This window comes from Thermus brockianus (genome assembly GCF_001880325.1).
In the GTDB taxonomy this organism is placed as follows: domain Bacteria; phylum Deinococcota; class Deinococci; order Deinococcales; family Thermaceae; genus Thermus; species Thermus brockianus.
The window spans coordinates 1,100,662-1,115,974 of the sequence record NZ_CP016312.1; the positions used below are offsets into that span (position 1 = coordinate 1,100,662).

14 protein-coding genes and 1 pseudogene are annotated in these 15,313 nt (G+C 67.6%); 8 read left to right on the forward strand and 7 right to left on the reverse strand.

The window, feature by feature from the left end; genetic code table 11:
• Positions 1-21: 21 nt before the first annotated feature.
• The 3 genes and pseudogenes from A0O31_RS05765 to A0O31_RS05775 form a co-directional block, all read right to left on the reverse strand.
• Complete coding sequence (locus tag A0O31_RS05765; protein WP_018110993.1) at positions 22-990, reverse strand: PstS family phosphate ABC transporter substrate-binding protein; 969 nt, start codon at positions 988-990, stop codon at positions 22-24.
• A gap of 36 nt (positions 991-1,026) precedes the next feature.
• Positions 1,027-2,145: a tRNA 2-thiouridine(34) synthase MnmA gene (gene mnmA / locus A0O31_RS05770; RefSeq protein WP_018110992.1), complete on the reverse strand. Its 1,119-nt coding sequence runs from the start codon at positions 2,143-2,145 to the stop codon at positions 1,027-1,029.
• Positions 2,142-3,031: pseudogene (locus A0O31_RS05775) on the reverse strand (DUF1385 domain-containing protein). The gene mnmA and the pseudogene A0O31_RS05775 overlap by 4 nt, the downstream one beginning before the upstream one ends.
• A 32-nt stretch (positions 3,032-3,063) precedes the next feature.
• Here A0O31_RS05775 and A0O31_RS05780 point away from each other — a divergent pair.
• On the forward strand, positions 3,064-4,461 hold the full coding sequence (locus tag A0O31_RS05780) for a leucyl aminopeptidase (RefSeq protein ID WP_071677047.1): 1,398 nt from the start codon (positions 3,064-3,066) through the stop codon (positions 4,459-4,461).
• A 41-nt stretch (positions 4,462-4,502) separates the two neighbouring features.
• On the opposite strand, the gene A0O31_RS05785 is transcribed toward A0O31_RS05780, so the two are convergent.
• The 3 genes from A0O31_RS05785 to A0O31_RS05795 all read right to left on the reverse strand — a co-directional run bounded on the left by A0O31_RS05785 (position 4,503) and on the right by A0O31_RS05795 (position 7,031).
• Positions 4,503-4,946, reverse strand: coding sequence for a Fur family transcriptional regulator (locus tag A0O31_RS05785; protein WP_071677048.1), 444 nt, complete (start codon positions 4,944-4,946; stop codon positions 4,503-4,505).
• Positions 4,947-5,021: 75 nt separating this feature from the next.
• Positions 5,022-5,963 (reverse strand): transposase, encoded by a 942-nt coding sequence (locus tag A0O31_RS05790; protein WP_071677931.1) that lies wholly within the window; start codon positions 5,961-5,963, stop codon positions 5,022-5,024.
• Between the two features lie 132 nt (positions 5,964-6,095).
• Positions 6,096-7,031, reverse strand: coding sequence for a transposase (locus A0O31_RS05795; RefSeq protein WP_071676838.1), 936 nt, complete (start codon positions 7,029-7,031; stop codon positions 6,096-6,098).
• A 202-nt stretch (positions 7,032-7,233) separates the two neighbouring features.
• On the opposite strand from A0O31_RS05795, the gene A0O31_RS05800 reads away from it, so the two are divergent.
• Positions 7,234-7,497: a septum formation initiator family protein gene (locus A0O31_RS05800; protein ID WP_071677049.1), complete on the forward strand. Its 264-nt coding sequence runs from the start codon at positions 7,234-7,236 to the stop codon at positions 7,495-7,497.
• Positions 7,494-7,751, forward strand: coding sequence for a hypothetical protein (locus A0O31_RS05805; protein WP_071677050.1), 258 nt, complete (start codon positions 7,494-7,496; stop codon positions 7,749-7,751). Before A0O31_RS05800 ends, A0O31_RS05805 begins: the two co-directional genes overlap by 4 nt.
• On the opposite strand, the gene A0O31_RS05810 is transcribed toward A0O31_RS05805, so the two are convergent.
• Entirely contained in the window at positions 7,748-8,605 is an 858-nt protein-coding gene (locus A0O31_RS05810) for a LysR family transcriptional regulator (RefSeq protein ID WP_071677051.1), read from the reverse strand. The two genes, A0O31_RS05805 and A0O31_RS05810, sit on opposite strands and share 4 nt — an antisense overlap.
• Before the next feature lie 114 nt (positions 8,606-8,719).
• On the opposite strand from A0O31_RS05810, the gene aceE reads away from it, so the two are divergent.
• The 5 genes from aceE to A0O31_RS05835 are packed head-to-tail and all read left to right on the forward strand — an operon-like array spanning position 8,720 to position 15,312.
• Positions 8,720-11,437, forward strand: coding sequence for a pyruvate dehydrogenase (acetyl-transferring), homodimeric type (gene aceE, locus A0O31_RS05815; protein WP_071677052.1), 2,718 nt, complete (start codon positions 8,720-8,722; stop codon positions 11,435-11,437).
• A 10-nt stretch (positions 11,438-11,447) separates the two neighbouring features.
• Positions 11,448-12,716, forward strand: a complete 1,269-nt coding sequence (locus A0O31_RS05820) for a 2-oxo acid dehydrogenase subunit E2 (RefSeq protein ID WP_071677053.1) — start codon at positions 11,448-11,450, stop codon at positions 12,714-12,716.
• Between the two features lie 24 nt (positions 12,717-12,740).
• Complete coding sequence (hemC, locus tag A0O31_RS05825) at positions 12,741-13,652, forward strand: hydroxymethylbilane synthase (RefSeq protein WP_071677054.1); 912 nt, start codon at positions 12,741-12,743, stop codon at positions 13,650-13,652.
• Positions 13,653-13,677: 25 nt separating this feature from the next.
• On the forward strand, positions 13,678-14,073 hold the full coding sequence (gene perR, locus A0O31_RS05830; RefSeq protein ID WP_071677055.1) for a manganese-dependent transcriptional regulator PerR: 396 nt from the start codon (positions 13,678-13,680) through the stop codon (positions 14,071-14,073).
• Complete coding sequence (locus A0O31_RS05835) at positions 14,074-15,312, forward strand: bifunctional folylpolyglutamate synthase/dihydrofolate synthase (RefSeq protein ID WP_071677056.1); 1,239 nt, start codon at positions 14,074-14,076, stop codon at positions 15,310-15,312.
• Position 15,313: the final 1 nt, after the last annotated feature.

Here is a 15,313-nt window from a genome sequence, read left to right on the forward strand (position 1 = left end):
CACCCCCAGGGGTCAGCGGGGCTACTGCACTTCCTTCCGCAGCTCCTCAATGAACTTGGCCAGGGGGGTGCCAGGGGGCAGGTCCGTGAAGAAGCTCCCCGTCTTCTTGCGGGCCACCAGGCCCTGGCCGATGCGGTAGGCCTCGTCGGGCAGCTCCACGTACCCCGTGGAGCGGATGGCCCGCCGGGCGGCGGGGGAGAGGTAGAAGTCCACGAAGTCCCGCACCTCCTTGCGCTCCAGGCTCTTCAGGTTCACGTAGATGAAAAGGGGCCGGGAGAGGGGCAGGTAGGTGCCGTTTAGCACGCTATCCCGGCTGGGAGCCACGCACCCCTTGCCCCCGTCCACGGCCAGGGCCCGGACCTTGTCCTTGTTCTCCTCGTAGTAGGCGAAGCCCACGAAGGCCATGGCGTAGGGGTTGCCCGTGACCCCCCGCATGATCACGTTGTCGTCCTCGGAGGGGAAGTAGTCCTTGCGGATGGAACCAGCCCGGCCCATGATGGCCTCGGTGAAGTAGTCAAAGGTGCCAGAGTCCGTGCCCGCCCCGAAGAGGACGATGCGGCGGTTGGGCCAGGCGGGGTTCAGGTCCTTCCAGTAGTTCACCTTGGCGTTGGGCTCCCAGATGGACTTGAGCTGGGCGGTGGTCAGGCACTGGGCCCAGGTGTTCTGCCGGTTCACCAGGATGGAGAGGGCATCGTAGGCCACGGGGATCTCAATGAACTGGATTCCCGCCTTCTGGCAGGCCTCCAGCTCCGACTTGCGGATGGGCCGGCTGGCGTTTTGGACGTCCGTCTCCCCCCGGCAGAACTTCTGGAACCCCGCCCCGGTGCCGGAGAAGGCCACGGAGATCCTCACCTGGGGGTTTCGGGTCACAAACTCCTCCGCCACCGCCTGGGTGATGGGGTAGACGGTGGAGGAGCCATCGGCCCGGATCTGGGCCAAAGCCGCCCCGGCCAGGCTCAGGACCGCCAAGAGGACCGCTTGCTTCTTCATCTCCAAACCTCCCACCCGTACTCTGCCAGCCCTTTGTCAGGAGAAGGTCAAGGCCCTCCCCTTCAGGCCCAGGTCAAGGCCCGCCGCGTTGTAAAGCCCCTGACGGATCACCGCGCCTCCAATAAGCCTCTCCCCCTGGTAGAGGACGGCGCTCTGCCCCGGGGCCACGGCGAAGACGGGGGTCTGGAAGCGGAGGCGCAGGGGGGCCAGGGACTCCACCCGGGCCCGCACCGGGGGGGTGCGGTAGCGTACCTGCACCTCCACCTCCTCGGGGAGCTCGGCCAGAAGGTTCAGCGCCTCGCCCTCGAGGCCCCCCCACAGGGCCGCCTCCTTGGGTCCCACGTAGACCACGTTGGCCTCCGGGTCCACCCCCACCACGTACCGCTCCAGGTGGCTGTGGTAGAGCCCAAGCCCTTTGCGCTGGCCCAGGGTGTAGAGGCTTGCCCCCCCGTGCTCCCCCACCACCTCCCCGGTGAGGGCGTCCACCAGGGGGCCGGGGCGGGTGGCCAGGTTTTCCCGGAGGAAGGACTTCAGGTCCCCGGCCACGAAGCACAGGTTCTGGCTCTCGGGCTTTTTGGCCGTGGGGAGGCCTGCCTTTTCGGCAATGGCCCGCACCTCCGGCTTGGTGAGGCCCCCCACGGGGAAGAGGAGGTGGGGCAGGGCCTCCTTGGGGGTGCCCCAGAGGAAGTAGCTCTGGTCCTTGTGGGGGTCTAGGCCCCGGAGGAGGGCCTCGCCCTCCCGGCGCACGTAGTGCCCCGTGGCCACATAGTCCAGCCCCAGCCTTTGGGCCTGCTTGAGGAGGGCGCCAAACTTCACGAAGGTGTTGCACCGGGCGCAGGGGTTGGGGGTGCGCCCCCGGGCGTAGTCCCGCAGGAAAGGCTGGATGATCTCCTGGGCGAAGACCTCCCGGTAGTCCAGGAGGTAGAAGGGGATGTCCAGGAGGTCGGCCACCCGCCGGGCCTCGTAGGCGGCGTCGGGGGTGCAGCAGCTCTCCCAGGCCCTGGCCCCCCCGGGGTCCAGGGTGGGGCGGGGGGGCTCCTCGGGCCAGAAGCGCATCATGGCCCCCACCACCTCGTAGCCCGCCTCCTTGAGGAGGTAGGCGGAGACCGAGGAGTCCACCCCCCCGGACATGGCCACCAGGACGCGCTTCTTCATGCCACCACCTTTTCCCCCAGGGCCGCCTCCGTGCTCTTCAGGGCCACCTCCACCATCTCCGGGGTGGGCTCGGCCACGGTGAGGGCCTGGAAGCGGAAGCCCAGGTTCCTGAGGGCCCGGGAAAGGGGGTCATCGTGCCGGGCGGAGAAGTAGAGGAGCTCAAAGGCCAAGGCGGCCACCACCGGCAGGAAGAGGACCCGGGCCAGAAGGCGCCACCAGAGCACCTCGGGGGCGGGGATGAGGCTGTAGACCAGCACGGAAACCACGATGACGAAGGCCAAGAAGGTGGTGCCGCACCGGGGGTGGAAGCGGGGCTGGGCCATGACGTTCTCCACGGTGAGGGGAAGCCCCTTCTCGTAGGCGTGGATGGCCTTGTGCTCCGCCCCGTGGTACATGAAAAAGCGCTGGATCTCCGGCATGCGGCCGATGAAACCGAGGTAGCCCAAAAGGATGCCTACCTTGAGGAGCCCCGCCAGGAGGTTGTACAGCACCGGGTGGCGGGCGGGGTCTACCAAGAGCCCCGAGAGGAAGCCGGGCAGGACGATGAAGAGGGCGATGCCCAAAAGGAGGCTAAAGGCCACGGTGCCCCAAAGCGCCCCCTTGGGCATCTCCTCCTCCCCCGCAAGCTCGGCGCTCCGGGCCAGGGCCCGGTAGCTCACGGAAAGGGCGTCCAAGAGGGCCACCACCCCGCGGAGGAGGGGGAGGCGGGCTAAAGGGTAGCGCTCGGTGAGGGCAGGCTCCTCGTGGCGCTCCACGTGGATTTGGCCGTTCGGGAGCCGGACCGCCAGGGCCCAGGCCCAGGGGGCCTTCATCATCACGCCCTCGAGGGCCGCAGCCCCCCCAGGGCCGCCGGTTTGGCCAAGAGCAAGAAGCGCATCCTTCCCATTCTGCCACGGGCGGCGTGGTATAACCCTAGGCGTGATCACCCTAAGCGCTAGCCAGGCAAGCTTTCTGGAAGCGGAAGCACCCTTGAAGGTGGCCTTCGTGCACAAAGGAGCCCTTTTGCCCCAAGGGGAGGCCCTGGACGCCCGTTTGGGCGGGCTTCTGCGCCGGTCCTGGAAGGGGGCGGGGCTTAAGGAGGCGGGGGACCACCTCCTCCTCGCCACGCCGGAAGGGCATGTCCTCCTCTTCGCCCTGGGGGAGGACCTGAGGGCGGCTGGGGGCCGGCTTGCCCAGGTCCTCGGGCGGCTATCCTTCCCCCGGGTACTTGTGGAGGAGGTGGCGGAAACCTATCCCTTGGCGGAAGGGCTCTATTTGGGAGCCTACCGCTACACCCGCCACAAGACGGAGAAGGAGGAAAAGCCCTTGGCCTTGGAGCTTTGCGGCGCCGAGCCCGAGGCGTTGGCGCGGGCGAGAAAGGTGGCGGAAGGGGTTTACTTCGCCCGCGACCTGGTGAACGAGCCCCCAAACCTCCTCACCCCCGAGGCCCTGGCGGAGGCGGCCCTCTCCCTAAGGGCGCTTGGGGTGGAGGTGGAGGTCCTGGACGAAAAGGCCATCCGGGAGCTGGGCATGGGGGCTTTCCTGGCGGTGGCGCAAGGCTCGGAAAACCCGCCCCGCTTTATTTGCCTCCGCTACCGCCCGGAAGGGGCCAAGGGGAGGCTGGACCTGGTGGGCAAGGGCCTCACCTTTGACTCCGGGGGCTACTCCCTAAAGCCCACGGAGAGCATGGTCACCATGAAGTCGGACATGGCGGGGGCGGCGGCGGTGCTCGGGGCCTTTAAGGCGGCGGCCCTCCTCGGCCTTCCCTTAGAGCTGTGGGGCTATGTGGCCGCCTGCGAGAACCTGATCTCGGGCCGGGCCTACCGGGTGGGGGATGTGCTCAAGACCCTTTCCGGCAAGACCGTGGAGGTGATGAACACCGACGCCGAAGGGCGCCTCACCCTGGCGGACGCCCTGGCCTATGCGGAGCGGCAAGGGGCCGAGCGCATCCTGGAGCTTTCCACCCTCACGGGGGCGGCGGTGGTGGCCTTGGGGGAGGAGGTGGCGGCCCTTTTCGCCACGGAAGCGGACTTTGGGGAAAAGGTGCGGAAGGCGGCGGAGGAGGCTGGGGAGAAGGTCTGGCCCATGCCCTTGGAAAAGGCCTACCGGGAGAAGCTTAAAAGCCCCGTGGCCGACCTGAAGAACGTGGGGGACCGAAACGGCGGGGCCATCACCGCGGCCCTTTTTCTGGCGGAGTTCGTGAAGGTGCCCCTGGTCCACCTGGACATCGCCGGGCCCGCTTTTGCCAAGAAGGCCCACGCCCTGGGGCCGGAAGGGGGGACGGGCTTCGGGGTGCGGACCGTCCTGCGCCTGGCGGAAACCTTGGCCCAAGGGTAAACGGGGCCCGGGGAATCCCCCGGGCCCTTAAGCCGCCTCCCTTAGCCCTGGCAGTTTGGGCACTTGCCCCGGAACTCCAGGCGGAAGCCCTCCAGGGCCCAGCCCGTGCGCTCGGCGGCCGCTTTGAGGGCGGGCTCGAGGTCCAGCTCGGGCAGGTTCTTCAGCAGGAGGTCCTCCACCTTGCCGCAGGAGGTGCAGACCAGGTGCAGGTGGGGCTCGTTGTACCCGTCGTACCGGGTGTAGCCCTTGGGATCCTTGAACTCGTAGATGAGGCCGTGCTCCCGCAGGACGTGCAGGTTCAGGTAAACGGTGGAAAGGCCGATATCGTAGCCCCGCTTCTTCAGGCCCTGGTAGAGCTCCTCCGGGGTGGGGTGGACGTTCTTCCGGTCCAGGAAGCTTAGGATACGCTCCCGGGGCAAGGTGTGCCGCAACCCCACCGCTTTTAGCCGCGCCCGATAGTTTTCCCTTTCCTTGGTCCTTGGCATGGCTCCTCCTTCCTTTCAATTCCAGTATACATAGGGTGTGTGCCCCCTTTTCGGATATTCACCTGCGTACTCACCTCACGCCACCGCCCGCAACACCCGGGTGATGGGCAGACCCGCCTGCCCAAGAAGCTGGGCCACCACGCTCCAGGCCATCACCCAAGCTTCCACTTGCAGGGCCACCGCCTTCAGCCCCCGTACCCTCCCCACCGCCCCCACCAGCCCCATCGGCCCCTTCAGCAGACCAAAGACCGTCTCCAGCTCCCACCGCCGCCCCAAAAGCCTCCGGTACGCACCTCTCCCCCGCCGCCGCAGGTTCAAAAGCCGCCCCCTCCCCTTTGGCCTTCCCCGTCTCCGGTTATGCCCCGTCACCAGAAGCATCCCTCGCCTCCTCGTCAACCGAAAGTTGGCTTCCCCCTCGTAGGCCGCGTCCGCCACCACCACGGGGGGCTTCTCCCCAGGAAACCTCTCCACCCCCCAGAGCATCCCCCGCCCCACCGGGGAGTCGTGCCATGAGGCCGGGGTCACCCGTAGGGCCAGCACCTCCCCCGTGTCCAGGTCCACGAGGAGGTGGAGCTTGTACCCATAAACCCAGCCCCCATCCGAGCCCACGCCCCAAGCCGCCTCCCCATCCGACCTCTGGGCGGGGAGAAGGGTGGCGTCCATGGCCAGCACCCGCCTCCCCCGGCCCACCCGCTTCCCTCCCCGCAGGAGGGGCCAGGGTAGCTTCCGGCTCCGCTCGCTGAGGGTGGCAGAGGAGGGAACGCGCTCTAGACCGAGGCGCTTGCGGAGCCTAGGGTTGCGGGCCAGTTCCCGGCGCATGCGTTCGCTGGAGAAGCCCAGGAGGGCGCGGACCAGGTGGAAGAGAAAGAGGCTGAGGTCGGAGAAGGTCCTGGGCCTGCCGGGTTTTCTCTCCCCTTCTGGCAAGCGGGCTTGGAGCCATGCCTGGAGCAGGGGGACCAGTTCCTCCAGGGGCAGGGTAGGATGGAAGGGGGCGTCTGGTGTTCTTCCACAGCTCACCAAGCGCCCCTTTTCCTTTGGCTTGTCAAGGGGTATGCATTGAATATCCGAAAGGGGGTAGGGTGTGTGCAAATGCAACACTTGAGCGATGTTAAACAACCCCCTTTTCGGATATTCACCTGCGTACTCACCTCACGCCACCGCCCGCAACACCCGGGTGATGGGCAGACCCGCCTGCCCAAGAAGCTGGGCCACCACGCTCCAGGCCATCACCCAAGCTTCCACTTGCAGGGCCACCGCCTTCAGCCCCCGTACCCTCCCCACCGCCCCCACCAGCCCCATCGGCCCCTTCAGCAGACCAAAGACCGTCTCCAGCTCCCACCGCCGCCCCAAAAGCCTCCGGTACGCACCTCTCCCCCGCCGCCGCAGGTTCAAAAGCCGCCCCCTCCCCTTTGGCCTTCCCCGTCTCCGGTTATGCCCCGTCACCAGAAGCATCCCTCGCCTCCTCGTCAACCGAAAGTTGGCTTCCCCCTCGTAGGCCGCGTCCGCCACCACCACGGGGGGCTTCTCCCCAGGAAACCTCTCCACCCCCCAGAGCATCCCCCGCCCCACCGGGGAGTCGTGCCATGAGGCCGGGGTCACCCGTAGGGCCAGCACCTCCCCCGTGTCCAGGTCCACGAGGAGGTGGAGCTTGTACCCATAAACCCAGCCCCCATCCGAGCCCACGCCCCAAGCCGCCTCCCCATCCGACCTCTGGGCGGGGAGAAGGGTGGCGTCCATGGCCAGCACCCGCCTCCCCCGGCCCACCCGCTTCCCTCCCCGCAGGAGGGGCCAGGGTAGCTTCCGGCTCCGCTCGCTGAGGGTGGCAGAGGAGGGAACGCGCTCTAGACCGAGGCGCTTGCGGAGCCTAGGGTTGCGGGCCAGTTCCCGGCGCATGCGTTCGCTGGAGAAGCCCAGGAGGGCGCGGACCAGGTGGAAGAGAAAGAGGCTGAGGTCGGAGAAGGTCCTGGGCCTGCCGGGTTTTCTCTCCCCTTCTGGCAAGCGGGCTTGGAGCCATGCCTGGAGCAGGGGGACCAGTTCCTCCAGGGGCAGGGGTAGGATGGAAGGGGGCGTCTGGTGTTCTTCCACAGCTCACCAAGCGCCCCCTTTTCCTTTGGCTTGTCAAGGGGGTATGCATTGAATATCCGAAAGGGGGGTTAAACAAGTATAATCCACAACTTCCGCCCCAAAGGCGCTTCTTCTGGAGGAACTTTTGCCAAGCTTCTCCTTCTTATTTTGAGAGGGTTCTGGCTAAACCGCAAGCGCCCAGCCGGGGTATAATGGGGCCACCTTGGAGCGGCCCGTCTACCGCATCCTGCACCTGGTCTTCGCCCTGGGGGTGGCCCATGCCCTTTTCCTTTTGGGCCAGGAGGGGGTGCGGGCCTACCGCTTGGCGGGGGAAAGGGCTAGGCTAGAGGAGGCCATCGCCCGGGCCGAGGCCCGGGTGGCCGAGCTTAGGACCCAGGTGGCGGCGGCCCAGGACCCCGCCCACCTCGAGGCCCTAGCCCGCAGGCTCGGCCTGGTGCGCCCGGAGGAGACGCTAAGGAGGCGATGAGGGAAGACCCAGCCCACCTGCTTTTGGAGGACGAGGCCCTGACCGATGGCCTCACGGACGAGGAGGCAGAGACCCTGCTCTCCTGGCTCTTGGATCTGGCTCAGGAGGCGAGCCCTGCCCAGCTGGCCCATCTCCGGCGGCTTGGGCACGAGATCACCCGCCTTTCCCGGGACTACGGCGTACCCGTGGAGGAGCTCATCGGCCTGGTGGAGCTGAGCTGGGGGGAAGGCGAACCCCCCGGCCTCCAGGCCTAAAGGACCAGGGCTTTTAGGAGTTCCCGCACCTCCTCCAAGCGGGGCGGGGGTGGGTTTTTGCGGTAGATGAGGGAAACCTGGAGGGACGCCTCCTCGGCCAAGGGTTTGAGCACCGTCCCGGGGTGGGGAAAGATGCGGTAAGGGGCCAGGGTGAGGTAGACCCCTACCCCGGCGGCCACCAGGCTCACCGCCTGGGGAAAACGGGCCACCTCCCGGGCCACCTTGGGGGTAAACCCTGCCCGGCGGAACACCGCCATAAAGGCCTCGTGCAGGGGGGGAAGGGCCTCTTTGGGAAGGAGCAAGAAGGGTTCCTCCTTCAAGGCGGCCAGGGGTACCCGCTCCTTGGCGGCCAGGGGATGGCTTTCCGGGAGGAGGACCACGATGGGGACCTTCAAGAGGGGCTCCTCCCCGATGGCCGGGTCCTCCACCCGGAGCCCGGCCAGGCCGTAGTCCAGCCGCCCCTCCTTCAGGGCCTTCACCTGCTCGGGGGTGTGCATCTCCAGGACCTCCACCGCCTGGCCCAGCCCCCGGCGTAGGTGGTCTAGAAGGGGCATGAGGTCGGGGAGGAGGTTTTCCGGTACCCCGAAGCGGAGGGTTGGCCAACCCGCCCGGCGCACCTTTTCCTTGAGCGCCTCCACCTCGAGGAGGAGGCGGCCTCCTTCCTCCTTGAGCACCTCCCCCGCCGGGGTGAGGCGGAAGGGTTTCCTTTCCAGGAGCCGCACCCCCAGTTCCCGTTCCAGGGCCTGGATCTGCTGGGAGAGGGCGGGCTGGGAGAGGTAGGCCCGCTCCGCCGCCTTGTGGAAATTCCCCTCTTCCGCCAACAAGAGGAAGAGCCTTAGGCGGCGCAGGTTCATGATAAGAAAAGTTTATCACCTTGCCCTGAACCTTTCTATTGGACATCCGGTTCCCTTTGCCCCAGACTGGGGAATGAGTCGGTGTAGTGTAGTTGGCCGCCAAAGGGGGGAAGCATGACGGAGCGCGCGCTAAAGGAAGCCTGGATGGCCCTATCCCCGGAGGAGCGGGCCCGCTTCCTGGAGGTGGAGAACCGGGAGTGGGTGGAGTCCTTGGAGTACGTCCTCCAGGTGGAGGGGTTTGAGCGGGTGGAGGAGCTTTTGCGCCTTTTGGACGAGTACCTTTACCTACAGGGGTACTTCCCGCAAAACCGCCTTTCCACCCCCTACCTGAACACCATCCCCAAGGAGAAGGAGCCCCCTTACCCGGGGGATATGGAACTGGAACGGCGCATCGCCAACATCCTCCGCTGGAATGCCGCCATGATGGTTGTGCGGGCCAACCAGAAGGCGGACGGCATCGGGGGGCACATCTCCACCTACGCCTCCATCGCCGAGCTTTTTGAGGTGGGCTTCAACCACTTCTTCCGGGGTCCGGAGGCGGGGTTGGACCGGGACCTGGTCTTCTTCCAGGGGCACGCTTCCCCCGGGATTTACGCCCGGGCCTTTCTGGAGGGGAGGCTTAGCGAGGCGGAGCTGGAGAACTTCCGGCGGGAGGTCCACCCCCCGGTGCCCGGGGGACGGGGGCTTTCCAGCTACCCCCATCCCTGGCTCATGCCGGATTTCTGGGAGTTCCCCACGGTTTCCATGGGCCTGGGACCCATCCAGGCCATCTACCAGGCCCGCTTCATGCGCTACCTCGAGGACCGCGGCCTCAAGCCCAAAAGCTCCGCCAAGGTCTGGGCCTTCCTGGGGGATGGGGAGCACGACGAGCCCGAGACCGTGGGGGCCTTGCACCTCGCCGCCCGGGAGAACCTGGACAACCTGATCTTCGTGGTGAACTGCAACCTCCAGCGCCTGGACGGGCCCGTGCGGGGCAACTCCAAGATCATCCAGGAGCTGGAAAGGCTTTACCGGGGGGCGGGCTGGCGGGTGATCAAGATCGTCTGGGGCTCCGCCTGGGATGCCCTCATCGCCAAGGACAAGGAGGGCCACCTCCTCCGCCGCTTTGAGGCCTTGGTGGACGGGGAGAGCCAGCGCTACGCCGCCTTTGGCGGCAAGGAGCTGAGGGAGCGCTTCTTCAACACCCCCGAGCTCAAGAGGCTCATTGAGGGGATGACGGACGAGGAGCTCACCGAGCTCACCCGTAGCCGGGGTGGGCACGACCTGAAGAAGATCTACGCCGCCTACAAGGCGGCGGTGGAGCACAAGGGAAGCCCCGTGGTCATCCTGGCCCGCACCATCAAGGGCTACGGCATGGGGCCCACGGCCATGGCCAAGAACGTGGCCCACCAGGTGAAGAAGCTCACGGAGGAGGACCTTAAGGAGGCCAGGGCTTTCCTGGGCATCCCCATACCGGAGGAGAAGCTCAAGGACCTCCCCTACTACCACCCCGGGGAGGACTCCCCCGAGGTGCGCTACCTGAAGGAGAGGCGGATGGCCTTAGGCGGCTTCCTCCCCGAAAGGCGGGTGCGCTTTCAGGGGGGCCTCGAGGTGCCGGGGGAGGACTTCTTCCTTGAGTTCTACGAGGGCTCTGGGGGACGGGAGATCTCCACCACCATGGCCTTCGTGCGCATCCTGGCCAAGCTCCTCCGCCACCCCACCCTCGGCAAGCTCATCGTGCCCATCGTCCCCGACGAGGCCCGCACCTTTGGCATGGAGGCTCTAATCGCCCAGGTGGGCGTCTACTCCCCTCAGGGGCAGCTCTACATCCCCGTGGACGCCGGTACCCTCACCGCCTACAAGGAGAGCAAGGAGGGCCAGATCCTGGAGGAGGGGATCACCGAGGCTGGGGCCATGGCCGACTTCATCGCCGCCGGCACCGCCTACGCCCACTGGGGCATCCCCACCATCCCCTTCCTCATCACCTACTCCATGTTCGGCCTGCAACGGATTGGGGACCTGGTCTGGGCCGCTGCCGACCAGCGCACGCGGGGCTTCCTCCTCGGGGCCACCGCCGGGCGCACCACGCTTCTTGGGGAGGGGCTGCAACACCAGGACGGCCAAAGCCATATCTACGCCCTGGCCGCTCCCAACCTCCTGGCCTACGACCCCGCCTTCGCCTACGAGTTCGCCGTGATCCTGGAGGACGGGCTTACGCGCATGTACGGGAAAGGGGAGGACGTCTTCTACTACATCACCATAGAGAACGAGAACTACGTCCACCCCCCCATGCCCGAGCCCCGGGAGCAGGTGAAGGAGGGGATCCTCAAGGGCCTTTACCTTTTCCGGAAAGGGGAAGGGAAGGGCCCTAGGGTGCAGCTGTGGGGCGCAGGGCCCATCCTGCCCGAAACTATCCGCGCCCAGGAGCTCCTCGCCCAATACGGCGTGGTGGCGGACGTCTGGAGCGCCACCAGCTACAAGGCCCTGTACTACGACGCCATAGAGGCGGAAAGGGAGAGGCGGCTTCTCGGCAAGGCGCGGAAGCCCTACGTGAAGGCGGTCCTGGAGGGGCACGAGGGCCCGGTGGTGGCGGCCACGGATTACCTGAAGGCCCTGCCTAACCTGGTGCGGGACTACGTGGACCGGCCCTTCTGCGCCCTGGGCACCGACGGTTTCGGCCGCTCGGACACCCGGGAGGCCCTCCGGGACTTCTTTGAGGTGGACGCAAGGCATATCGCCTACGCCGCCCTTGCCCTCCTCCAGGAGGAGGGCAAGGTGGGGGCCGAGGTCTTGGAAAAGGCGCGGGCGGAGCTAGGCCTTAAGCTAGAGGAAGTGCCGCCCCACAGGCGCTAGGAGGCGAGGCATGGAACTTAGGCTTCCCCAGTTGGGCGATAACGTGAGCGCGGCCACGGTGGTGGGGGTCCTGGTCAAGGAAGGGGACCAGGTGGCCCCCGGCCAGCCGGTCTTGGAGCTGGAGACCGATAAGGCGGTGATGGAGGTGCCTGCGGAGGCGGGCGGGGTGGTGAAGCGGGTTTTGGTCAAGGTGGGGGACGAGGTGCGCCCGGGCCAGCCCTTCTTGGAGCTTGCCGGGGAAGGCGAGGCCCAAGCCGGGGCGGAGCCGCCCGCTAAGGAACCCGAGGGGGCACCCTCCGCTTCCCCCAAGCCCCAAGCCCCGGAGGCCCCTTCCCCGGGGGTGCCCAGGCTGCAGGAGGCCTTCCCTTCGGAGGAGCGCCGTCTCATCCCCGCTGCTCCTTCCATAAGGCGGCTTGCCCGGGAGCTAGGGGTGGACCTTTTGCGGGTGCGGGGGACGGGCCTTGCCGGGCGCATCACGGAGGAGGACGTGCGCCGGGCGGCGGGGCTTGTGGAGGCGCCCGCGGAGGTGCTCCCCACCCCACCTACCCCCAAGCTGCCCGATTTCGCCAAGTGGGGCCCGGTGCGCACCGAGCCCATGAGCGGGGTGCGCAAGGCCACCCTAAGGGCCATGGCCCAGGCCTGGGCCCAGGTGCCCATGGTCACCCACTTTGACGAGGCGGACATCACCGAGTTGGAGGCTTTGCGCAAGCGCTACGCCAAGAAGGCGGAGGAAAGGGGTTTCCGCCTCACCCTCACCGCCTTCCTCCTCAAGGCCTTGGCCCTCACCTTGAAGGCCTTCCCCAAGTTCAACGCCTCCATAGATGCGGAAAAGGCCGAGGTCATCTACAAGGACTACGTGCACATCGGCGTGGCCGTGGACACCTCCCACGGCCTCCTGGTCCCGGTAATCCGGGACGTGGACCAGAAGGGGGTTTTGCGCCTGGCCCGGGAGCTTCAGGAGGTTTCCGAAAGGGCGAGGGAGCGCAAGCTCGCCCCCGAGGAGATGCAAGGGGGTACCTTTAGCCTCTCCAACCTGGGCGGGATCGGCGGGGTGGGTTTCACCCCCATCGTCAACTGGCCCGAGGTGGCCATCCTAGGGGTTTCCCGCTCCCAGATGAAGCCCGTTTGGGATGCGGAGAAGGAGGCCTTCGTGCCGCGGCTCTATATGCCCTTTAGCCTTACCTACGACCACCGCCTCATTGACGGGGCGGAGGCCGCCCGCTTCTGCCGCCACCTGGCCGGGCTATTGGAGGACCCCTTGGGCCTCGCCCTGGAGTAGGCCTTCCGTGTAGTATGGGAAAGTATGCGCGTCATCGTGGTGGGAACCCGGGGCAGCGCCCTCGCCCTGGCCCAGACCCGGTGGGTGGTGGAGCGCCTCAAGGAGAGCTGGCCCGAGGCGGAGTTTAAGGTCAAGACGGTGAAGACCCGGGGGGACCAGGGGGCGGACCCTAGGGAGCAGGCCATCTTCGTCAAGGAGCTTCAGGAGGCCCTGCTCTCCCGGGAGATTGACATCGCCGTGCACTCCCTCAAGGACCTGCCCACGGAGGAGCCCCCAGGACTCAAGATCGCCGCCATTCCCCGGCGGCAGGACCCCCGGGACGTCTTCCTGGGCAGGGCCTACAAGCGCCTGGAGGACCTGCCCCAAGGGGCGGTGGTGGGCACGAGCTCCGTGCGCCGCAAGGCGCAACTTCTCGCCCACCGGCCGGATTTGTTGGTGAGGGAGCTGAGGGGGAACGTGGACACCCGCTTGGCCGCCCTAGGCAACGGGGAGTACGACGGCATCGTCCTGGCGGCGGCGGGGCTTTTGCGGCTGGACCTCAGGAACCGCATTGACCAGTTCCTGGAGCCCGAGGTGATGCTCCCTGCCCCGGGCCAGGGGGCCTTGGCCCTGGAGGTGCGGCAGGGGGATGACCTGGCGGAGGAGCTCTGCTACGCCCTCCACCACCACCCCTCCCACGACCGGGTGCGGGCGGAGAGGGCCTTCCTCAAGGGCCTTGGGGCGGGTTGCCTGGCCCCTGTGGGGGCCTTGGCCCAGGTGGCGGAGGACGGCACATTGGTGTTGGAAGGCGGGCTCTTCTCCCCCGATGGCAAGAGCTTCATCCGGGCGGAGATTGAGGGGGACGCCTCGGAGGCGGAGGAGCTGGGACTGGAGCTCGCCCAAGACGTCCTGGAACAGGGGGGGCGGGAGATCCTCGCCCAAACCCGAGCGGTTTAGTGGGGTTTGGGGTATAGTGGGGCTGATGGCGCTGAAGCGTCTGACCCGCCAGCGCAAGGCCATCCTGGAGGTGGTGCAAAAGGCCCACCACCACCCGGACGCCGCCTGGATCTACCAGGAGGTGCGCAAGGTGGTGCCCAAGGTGAGCCTGGGCACGGTGTACCGCACCCTCGAGGCCCTGGTGGCGGAGGGGTATCTGGTGCCCATCACCAAGGCGGGGGAGGCCACCCGGTACGACGCCAACCTCCACCCCCACCTGCACCTCATCTGCGAGGCCTGTGGGGCCATCGTGGACCTGGAGGTGGCGCTTCCCGATTTGGTGACCTTGGCCCAGGAGGCCCACCCCGGGGTGGAGGTGCGGGCGGCCGAGGTGGCCTTTAGGGGGCTCTGCCCCACTTGCAAGGCGGCCCCCAGGGGCTAGATGGACCCCTTGGCCTGGCTCTACGCCCGCCAGGGGGTGGTGACCCTGGGCCTGGAGCGCATCCGGGCCCTCCTGGCCCGCTTGGGCAACCCCCAGGAGGCCTACCCCGTGGCCCTGGTGGGGGGGACGAACGGGAAGGGCACCGCCGCCCGGGCCCTCGCCGCCATCCTGGAGGAGGCGGGCTTTAGGGTGGGGCTTTACACGAGCCCCCACCTGGTGGCCTTCCGGGAGCGCATCGCCCTCACGGGGGAGCCCATTCCCGAGGCCCGCCTCCTCTCCCTCCTGGAGGAGGTCCGCCCCCACGCCGAGGCGGTGGGGGCGAGCTTCTTTGAGGCCACCACCGCTTTGGCCCTCCTCTACTTCGCCCAGGAGGGGGTGGGGTTTTCGGTCCTCGAGGTGGGCCTGGGGGGAAGGTTGGACGCCACCAACGCCGCCGAGCCCACCCTTGCCCTCGTCACCAACATCGGCCACGACCACCTGGAGGTCCTGGGGCCCACCCTGAGGGACGTGGCCCGGGAGAAGGCAGGGATTTTCCGCCAAGGGGTCCCCGCCCTCACCGCCGCCCGGGGGGAAGGCTTGGAGGAGCTCAAGGCCCAGGCCCGGGCCCTCGGCACCCCCCTTTGGGTCCTGGGGGAGGACTTCCACGTGGGGGAGGTGGCCCCCACCCCTATGGGCCTCGCCTTCACCCTGGCCCTTAGAGGGGAGGGGCGGCGCTTCCAAGCTCCCCTCCTCGGCCCCTACCAGGCGGAAAACCTGGCCCTGGCGGCGGTGGGGGGAAGGCTTTTGGGAGCGGGGTGGGACGCTGTGGAAAGGGGCCTGGCCCGTACGGAGAACCCGGGCAGGCTGGAAAGGCTGAGCCTAGGGGGGAAGGAGGTCCTCCTGGACGGGGCCCACAACCCGGAAGGCGCCCTGGCCCTGCGGGAAGCGCTCCGCTTCCACGGGCTTCTCCCCGCCGCCTTCGTCCTCGCCTTTACCAAGGGCAAGGTTCACGCCCCCATGGCGGAGGCCCTCCTTGGCCTCGGCCCCGTGGTCCTCACCCGCTACGCCTCCCCCCGGTGCGAGGACCCAAGGGCCCTCCTTCCCCTTTTCCCCGGGGCGGAGGTGGAGGAGGACCCCTTAAAGGCCCTAGAAAGGGCGCTTGCCCTAGGGCCCCGCGCGGTGGTGGCGGGAAGCCTCTACCTGGTGGGGGAGGTGAAGCGGCGCCTTTTGGGGCTTCCCCCCGAGGAGCGCTGGCAGTAGG